At 71.0% G+C, this 7,481-nt stretch carries 7 protein-coding genes and 1 pseudogene; 5 read left to right on the top strand and 3 right to left on the bottom strand.

Features of this window, described 5'->3' with window-relative positions; translation table 11 throughout:
* From ACIRDX_RS06340 to ACIRDX_RS06325, 4 genes and pseudogenes are all read left to right on the top strand, one after another.
* Positions 1-468: pseudogene (locus ACIRDX_RS06340) on the top strand (dihydrolipoyl dehydrogenase); the annotation flags it as partial.
* A gap of 102 nt (positions 469-570) precedes the next feature.
* A complete protein-coding gene (locus ACIRDX_RS06335; RefSeq protein WP_396624557.1) occupies positions 571-1,905 on the top strand; it encodes a dihydrolipoamide acetyltransferase family protein in 1,335 nt (444 codons plus the stop codon).
* Complete coding sequence (gene lipB, locus ACIRDX_RS06330; protein WP_396624556.1) at positions 1,905-2,555, top strand: lipoyl(octanoyl) transferase LipB; 651 nt, start codon at positions 1,905-1,907, stop codon at positions 2,553-2,555. Before ACIRDX_RS06335 ends, lipB begins: the two co-directional genes overlap by 1 nt.
* 128 nt (positions 2,556-2,683) lie before the next feature.
* Complete coding sequence (locus tag ACIRDX_RS06325; RefSeq protein ID WP_396624555.1) at positions 2,684-3,367, top strand: RNA polymerase sigma factor; 684 nt, start codon at positions 2,684-2,686, stop codon at positions 3,365-3,367.
* A gap of 90 nt (positions 3,368-3,457) precedes the next feature.
* On the opposite strand, the gene ACIRDX_RS06320 is transcribed toward ACIRDX_RS06325, so the two are convergent.
* Genes ACIRDX_RS06320 through ACIRDX_RS06310 form a run of 3 tightly spaced genes read right to left on the bottom strand, consistent with a single transcriptional unit; the run spans position 3,458 to position 6,724 of the window.
* Positions 3,458-4,774, bottom strand: a complete 1,317-nt coding sequence (locus tag ACIRDX_RS06320) for a hemolysin family protein (protein ID WP_396624554.1) — start codon at positions 4,772-4,774, stop codon at positions 3,458-3,460.
* The gene (locus ACIRDX_RS06315) at positions 4,771-5,868 is read right to left on the bottom strand and encodes a hemolysin family protein (RefSeq protein ID WP_396624553.1); all 1,098 of its coding nucleotides are present in this window, start codon (positions 5,866-5,868) and stop codon (positions 4,771-4,773) included. Before ACIRDX_RS06315 ends, ACIRDX_RS06320 begins: the two co-directional genes overlap by 4 nt.
* Position 5,869: 1 nt before the next feature.
* Positions 5,870-6,724 (bottom strand): hypothetical protein, encoded by an 855-nt coding sequence (locus ACIRDX_RS06310; protein ID WP_396624552.1) that lies wholly within the window; start codon positions 6,722-6,724, stop codon positions 5,870-5,872.
* On the opposite strand from ACIRDX_RS06310, the gene ACIRDX_RS06305 reads away from it, so the two are divergent.
* Positions 6,723-7,439 (top strand): SDR family oxidoreductase, encoded by a 717-nt coding sequence (locus tag ACIRDX_RS06305; protein WP_396624551.1) that lies wholly within the window; start codon positions 6,723-6,725, stop codon positions 7,437-7,439. The two genes, ACIRDX_RS06310 and ACIRDX_RS06305, sit on opposite strands and share 2 nt — an antisense overlap.
* Positions 7,440-7,481: the final 42 nt, after the last annotated feature.

Raw genomic sequence — 7,481 nt, 5'->3', positions numbered from 1 at the left:
GGCACGGGCGCGCACAAGCAGCTCGCGCACCTGTCGTCGGCCGAGGGCATCCTCGCCGCCGAGCGCATCGCCGGTCACCACGTCCGCCCGATCAACTACGACCACGTGCCGGGCTGCACCTACTGCGACCCCGAGATCGGCAGCGTCGGCCTCACGGAAGCGCAGGCGAAGGAGCGCGGCTACGACGTGCGCGTCGGCACGTTCCCGTTCGGCGTGCTCGGCCGCGCCAAGATCGCCAACGAGACCGAGGGGTTCGTGAAGATCGTCGCCGAGACCAAGTACGACGAGATCCTCGGCGTGCACATGATCGGCCCACGCGCCACCGAGCTCGTCTCGCAGGCCACCCTCGCGCTGCGCCTCGAGTGCACCGTCGAGGAGCTCATCCGCACCATCCAGGCGCACCCGACGATGTCGGAGGCGGTGGGTGAGGCGGCGCACGCGACGCACGGCGCGGCGATTCACATGTAGCAAGTCACAGGGCGGCTGCAGGCGACAGGCGGCAGGCCTCCTGTGGCCGCGCCAGCCAGGTAGCCTGCCGCCCGTAGCCCTGTAGCCCGTACCCGAGCACGTATGCCTACACACGTCGTGATGCCCCAGATGGGGGAGTCGGTCGCCGAGGGAACGGTGGTCCGCTGGATCAAGAAGGTCGGCGACCCCGTCGATCGCGACGAGCCGCTGTTCGAGATTTCCACCGACAAGGTCGACGCGGAGATTCCGTCGCCGGCGGCGGGCGTGCTGCTCGAGATCCGCGTGCACGAGAACGAGACCGTGCCGATCGACACGGTGGTCGCCGTGCTCGGCGAGGTGGGCGAGCAGCCCGCGGCAGCCACGGCGCCCGCCGCACCGGAGCCGACACCGCAGCCTGACGCCACGGCGACCAGTGCGTCGGCCGCGGCGACTGCGACCGCCACTGCGGGCCAGGATGTCGCCTCATCGGCCTCGGCCGAGGCATCCGAGGCCGCTGCGCGCGAGGACGCGGCGGCCAGCGCGGCGCCGGCCGAGCCGACGGCCGAGGATGCCACCATCGCGCGGCGCCGCCAGAAGTCGTCACCGCTGGTGCGGCGCATCGCGGAAGAGCACCACGTCGACCTGACGCACGTGCACGGCTCCGGCATCAGCGGCCGGGTGACCAAGACCGACATCCTGCAGTACCTCGACGACCGCACCCACGCGACAGGCGCGGTCCCGACCGGCGGCGGCCTCCACATCCCGGCATTCCAGCCCGGCGAGCCGGTGGACGTGCAGCCCATGTCGGTCATGCGCCGGAAGATCGCCGAGCACATGATCTACAGCCGGCGCACGTCGGCGCACGTGCACTCGGTGTTCGAGATCGACTTCACGAAGGTCGCGACCGCCCGGCAGGCGCTGAAGGCCGAGTTCGCGCAGGCGGGCGTCAACCTCACCTACCTGTCGTTCATCTCGCAGGCCGTCGCGCAGGCGTTGCGGGCGACGCCCGTGGTCAACGCCGCCATCGACGGCGACCGCGTCGCCTACAAGAAGCAGGTCAACCTCGGATTCGCCGTTGCCCTCGACTGGGGCCTCATCGTCCCGGTGCTGCACAAGGCCGACGAGCTGAGCCTGCTCGGCATCGCCCGGGGCATCGCCGATCTCGCCGGGCGCGCCCGCGCCAAGCAGCTCAAGCCCGAGGACGTCGCCGGCGGCACGTTCACCATCACCAACCCGGGGTCGTTCGGCACCCTGTTCGGGATGCCGATCATCAACCAGCCCCAGGTCGCCATCCTGGCCGTGGGCACCATCGAGAAGCGCGTGGTGGTGGTGGACGACATGATCGCCATCCGCCAGCGCGGCTACCTGACGCTCGGGTACGACCACCGGCTCGTCGACGGGGCCGTAGCCGACGAGTTCATGAGCCGCGTCAAGGCCACCCTCGAGTCCTGGAGCTGATGACGCCGCTGGACGTCCGGCGCGCCGGTCTCGTGCCCTACGAGGCCGGCGTCGCCCTGCAGGCCGAGCTCGTCGCGGCCCGCAAGGCCGGCACCATCCCCGACACGCTGGTCCTGCTCGAGCATCCGCCCGTCATCACCCTGGGCGTGAAGGTGCGCCAGTCGCGCGACCACGTGCTGGCCTCCGACGCGCAGCTGGCGGGGCTGGGCGTCTCGCTCTTCGAGGCCGGGCGGGGCGGCGACGTGACCTACCACGGCCCCGGCCAGCTGGTCGGGTACCCGATCCTCGACCTCCGGCCCGACCGGATGGACGCCCACCGCTACGTCCGCGACCTGGAAGAGGTCCTCATCCGGGTCTGCGCCGACCTCGGCATCGCCGCGGACCGGAAGGCCGGCCTGACCGGCGTGTGGGTGGGCGAGGAGAAGGTCGCCGCCATCGGCGTGCGGCTGTCGCGCTGGGTGACCAGCCACGGCTTCGCCCTGAACGTCACCACCGACCTGTCCCATTTCGGGCTGATCGTGCCCTGCGGCATCACCGACCGCGGGGTCACCTCGCTCGGGCGGCTCCTCGGCACCGCGCCCCCCATGGCCCGGGTCGAAGACCTCGTCGTCGGCCACCTGTGCGACGTGTTCGGCCTGAGCCGCCCCTGATCGCCCCACCTCCGGTCGAGCAGGACCACCCGGGCCTCGACCAGGGGGAGGGCTCGACCAAGGTCTAGTCCTGTTCCGGAAGGCCATCCTTGGATAGCGGATACTCTCTGGGCGGAGCCAACAGGACGATGCGTTTCGACGACGGGAATAACTTCCTCGTCTCCGGTGTTCTTGTGGACGGAGGCGAGATGAAGCGAGATAGCCAGAGCGAGCGAGCCCTGATCGAGCAACTGCAGGCCGGAGCACCCGGAGCCGTGGAGACGCTGGCAAGCGTGTACGGCAGCAAGGTGTATCAGCTGGCTTTTCGATACATGAAGAACCGCGAGGACGCCGAGGAAGTGACCCAGGACGTCCTCATGAAGGTGGTCAACAAGGTCCAGGCGTTCCGCGGCGACGCGGCCCTGTCGAGCTGGATCTACCGCATCACGTTCAACACCGCGATGTCGCGGCTGCGCAACGGCAAGTTCACGCGCCCCGCCGAGGTGTCCGAGCACGAGATGCAGGGGCAGGATCAGGAAGACGGCGTGCGCCGGCTTCGCGAGGCCGCCGACTGGTCGAGCATGGCCGACGAGGCCGTCCTCCGCGGGCAGCTGCGCGGCCGCCTCGCCCAGGCCATGAAGGGCCTGCCGGAGATTTACCGCACGCCCATCGTGCTGCGCGACATCCACGGCCTGTCGACCGAAGAGGCCAGCCAGGTGCTCAACGTGAAGAGCCAGACGCTCAAGTCGCGCCTGCACCGCGGCCGGCTGATCCTCCGCGAGCGTCTCGCCGACTTCAGCACCGGCCTGTCGCTGCACTCGGTCGCGTCGTAGGACCGACTACAGCAATTCGACATTCGAGATTGCACAATGCTCGGGGCGAGTGGCCGTCAGGCCGCTCGCCCCTTTTTCTTTTCGAGCGCGCTACTTCGAAGCCGCCTCGTCGCCCGAAGGTTCGGCCTCGGCGACGCACCACTTCACGCCCCGCCCCTCGACCTCGGTGACCTCGAAGCGCACGTGGTCGTAGCTGACCACGTCGCCGACGTGTGGCGGACGCCCAAGCACGGCCAGGATCAGCCCGCTCACGCTGTCGACTTCCTCGTGCTCCAGCTCGACGCCCAGCGCCTCGCCGGCTTCCTCCACGCGCGACGTGCCGCTCACGTGCAGCACGCCGGCCGGGTCGCGGTAGATGCTGGTCTTCTCCGTGGCGCCCTCGGCCACCTCGCCGATCACCTCGTCGAACAGGTCCTCGTGGGTCACCACGCCCGCCGTGCCGCCGTGCTCGTCGATGACCACGGCCATCTGCGCGCGTGCCTGCCGCAGCGTCTCGAGCACCACGTCGAGCGTCGCGGTTTCCGGCACTGCGGGGATCGCCCTGACCATCGCCGGCGTGAGCACCGACCCGCTGGCCTTGAGCAGCAGCAGGTCCTTCACGTTCACCATCCCGGTGAGCTGGTCGATGTCGCCCTCGTACACCGGGTACCGCGTGTAGGGCGCCTTGCGCACCGTCTCGGTCACCGTCGCCACGTCGGCGCCGAGCGGCAGCGCCGCCAGGCGCACGCGCGGCGTCATCACCTCGCGCGCGGTGAGGTCGCCGAACTCGAACAGCTCGCGCAGGATGCGGCCCGACTCCTCGCGCAGCATGCCGCCGGCCTGGCTCTCGGTGACGATGTAGGACAGCTCCTCGGGTGAGTAGAGGTGCTCGTGCGAGCGTTCCTGTCGCCGCACGCCGATGAGCCGCAGCAGCAGGTTGCCGAGCGCGTTCAGCACCAGCACCAGCGGGTAGCAGATCGCCTGCAGCACCAGCATGATCGGCGTGATCCACAACACGGTCCGTTCGGCGCGCTGCAGGGCGATGGACTTGGGCACCATCTCGCCGAATACGATGTGGGCGTAGGTCAGCAGCGCCACGGCGGCGATGCTCGCCAGCGTGTGCGCGGCCACGTACCGCGCCACCCCGAGGCCTTCGAACAGGTGCACGAGCCGCTCGGCCACCTCGTGCTCGCTGTACATGCCCAGCCCGAGGCTCGCGAGCGTGATCCCGAGCTGCGCCGTCGCGATGTAGCGGTCCTGCCGGCGCGGGTCGGTGAGCACCTGGTGCACCCGCCGCGCGATCCGCTCGCCTGCCGCGGCGCGCTTCTCGATGGACACGCGCGGCGTGCCGACGATGGCGAACTCCGCGGCGACGAAGAGCCCGTTCAGCAGCACGAGCACCGCCACGATCACCAGGAGCGTGATCACGCGCGCCCCCGGGCGGCGCCGGTCGCGCGCGGGGCCGGCGTCCGCAGCGTCGACTGCGTGAACTCGTCGGGGGTGGGCCCGAGCAGCGACGAGAGGATGTCGTCGAGCGTCACCATGCCGACCACGGCCTGCCTGGCGTCGACGACGATGGCCTGGTGCGTGCGGTGCCGCCGGAGCTCCGCGATCAGGCGATCGCCGGTCATCGCCTCCTCGACCCGCGGCGCCGGCTGCAGCAACTCGCGCACCGACCGCGCTGGCCGGCCCTCGACGTGTCGGACCAGCAGCCGCTTCGTGTTCAGGAAGCCGATGACGTTGTCGGGCGCGTCGCGGTAGATCGGCACGTAGGCCTGCGACGAGTCGAGGGCCATCGACAGCACCTGCTCGACCGGCGTCGTCACGTCGACCGACTGCATGCGGTCGCGCGTCGTCATCAGCTGGCTGGCCGTCCGCAGGCTGAAGCGGAGCGCGCGCTGCAGGCGACGCAGCTCGTCGGGTTCGAGCAGGCCGCCGTCGTGGCTCTCGGCGAGCAGCAGCTCGATCTCCTCGGGCGAGTGGACGTGGCCATGCGTGCCCTGCGCGCTGCCCAGCAGGCGGAGGATCAGCGTACCCGAGCCGTTGAGGAACCAGATGAACGGCCCGAGCAGCCACAGCGACCAGCGCATGGGCCAGTAGGTGTAGAGGGCCGTCTCGGTGGGGTACTCGAGCGCCAGCGACTTGGGTGCGAGCTCGCCGGCGACCATCGCGCCGACCGTGAGCACGAGCAGGATGGCCACCGCGGCGGCCGATGCCGCGGCCAGCGGGTCGAGGCCGAGCCGAGACTGCAGCTGTGCGGCGATGGCCGGGCCGTAGGCAATCTGGCCGTACGCGCCGAGGATGAGGCTCGACAGGGTGATGCCCACCTGGCAGGCCGCGATGTAGCGGTCGAGCGCGGCCGGGTCCTCGAGGATCGGCAGCAGGCGCTTCGCGGTGGCGTGGCCGTCTTCGGCCATCTGCCGGATGCGACTCTTGCGCACCGACACCGCGCCGAACTCCGCCGCGACATACAGGGCCGTCACCGCGACCATCGAGGCCACGATGAGCAGGGACGTGAGCACGTCAGCGGCCCGCGCCCGACCCCGTGAGCCCGGCGGGGACTCCGGACGGGAGTACCCGGACTCGTCCACCTGGTGCAAAGCGCACCAGCGACACGGCGGGCGGTGCCACGCCGCCGTCGGTGACCCACCAGCAGGGGAAGGCCTGCCGCGACCCGAACCAGGCGGCTTCTGCCACCCGCGCGGCGGCAGCGCCCAGCGTGTAGGCGCCGAGCGGCCACAGGCCGGCCAGCCGGGCGTTCACGCGGTCGCGCTGGTCGCGCCGGCAGGCATTCTCGGCAGGCGCGCCGTCGACCGAGGTCCGCGACCAGTCGACCACGCACGGCCGTGCCTCGCCGCTCGCGATCCCGACATGCACCGCGGACGGGCTGGTATCGGCATCGAGGGCCAGGAGCGCTCGCGCAGCGGCGGCGGCGGCCGTGGGCGCGCTGCCCACGAGCCTGTCTGGGGGGACCGCCCCGGTGGCGACGGCGCGCGCCACCACGAGATGGTGGGCGCTGTCGGCGCACACGATCACGGCGCCTGGCGAGCGCTTGTGCAGGTCCTTGAGGTGGTTCAGCGGGTCCGGGGTGATCGGATCGGCCAGCACCGTCACCCAGGCGCCAGCGGCTGCGTCGAGCGAGGCGCTGCCGGTCACGCGCGTGCTGTAGCCGTCGACGGGGCCAGACTGCAGGATGTCGAGGGCCTTGCCCGCGGCCAGGGTCTTCTCGGGGTCGATGAGCCTGACCTCGTCGAAACGCCCGCGCGAGGCCAGCGCGTAGGCGAGAGCGCCGCCGAGGGGGCCGGCTCCGAGGATGGCGACGAAGGGCATGGACGTGGGCGTGGCGCTAGCCGCGCGACCCCAGTAGTGTAAGGGCATGACTTCCCAGCCTCAACTCGCCGGCCACGTCGCCATCGTCACCGGGGGATCCCGGGGCATCGGGCTCGCCCTCACCTGCGGGTTCGTCGCCCGCGGCGCCCGGGTGGTGCTCTCGGGTCGTTCCCGGTCCGACCTGGATGCCGTCGTCGCCGAGCTCGGGACGTCGGCAGTCGCGGCCGTTCAGGGCGACGTCGCCGACCCGGCCACGGCCGAGGCGCTCGTCCGGACCGCCACGGAGCGGTTCGGCGGTGTCGATTCGCTCATCAACAACGCGGGCGTGGGGACGTTCGTGCCGGTGGCCGACATGGCCGTGGACGACTGGCACCGGCTCATCGCCACCAACCTCACGGGCGTGTTCCTGTGCTCGAAGGCGGCGCTGCCGGCGCTCAAGCAGCGGGGCGGCGGCTGGATCATCAACATCAGCAGCCTGGCAGGCAGGAACTCGTTCGCGGGTGGGGCGGCCTACTGCGCGTCGAAGGCCGGGCTGAACGCCTTCGCCGAGTCGCTCATGCTCGAGGTGCGGCAGGACAACATCCGCGTGTCGACGGTGATGCCCGGTTCGGTCCAGACGGGTTTCTCCGCGGGTGGCGATGCCGCCGGCACCGACTGGAAGCTGTCGGCAGACGATGTGGCGCAGGTGGTGTTCGACCTGCTGGGCAGCAGCGCGCGGAGCCTGCCGAGCCGCGTGGAGTTGAGGCCGAGCCGGCCGAAGTGATTGCTCATGCCTCATGCCTCATGCCCCATGACGCATGACGCA

Source organism: Luteitalea sp., assembly GCF_044337415.1.
Classification (GTDB): Bacteria; Acidobacteriota; Vicinamibacteria; order Vicinamibacterales; family Vicinamibacteraceae; genus Luteitalea.
This window is presented reverse-complemented; position numbering and strand designations above follow the sequence as displayed.

Coding starts and splice junctions, on each gene's coding strand:
- ACIRDX_RS06335 (WP_396624557.1), top strand. CDS start 571: ATGCCTACACACGTCGTGATGCCCCAGATGGGGGAGTCGGTCGCCGAG.
- lipB (WP_396624556.1), top strand. CDS start 1,905: ATGACGCCGCTGGACGTCCGGCGCGCCGGTCTCGTGCCCTACGAGGCC.
- ACIRDX_RS06325 (WP_396624555.1), top strand. CDS start 2,684: ATGCGTTTCGACGACGGGAATAACTTCCTCGTCTCCGGTGTTCTTGTG.
- ACIRDX_RS06305 (WP_396624551.1), top strand. CDS start 6,723: ATGACTTCCCAGCCTCAACTCGCCGGCCACGTCGCCATCGTCACCGGG.
- ACIRDX_RS06310 (WP_396624552.1), bottom strand. CDS start 6,724: ATGCCCTTACACTACTGGGGTCGCGCGGCTAGCGCCACGCCCACGTCC.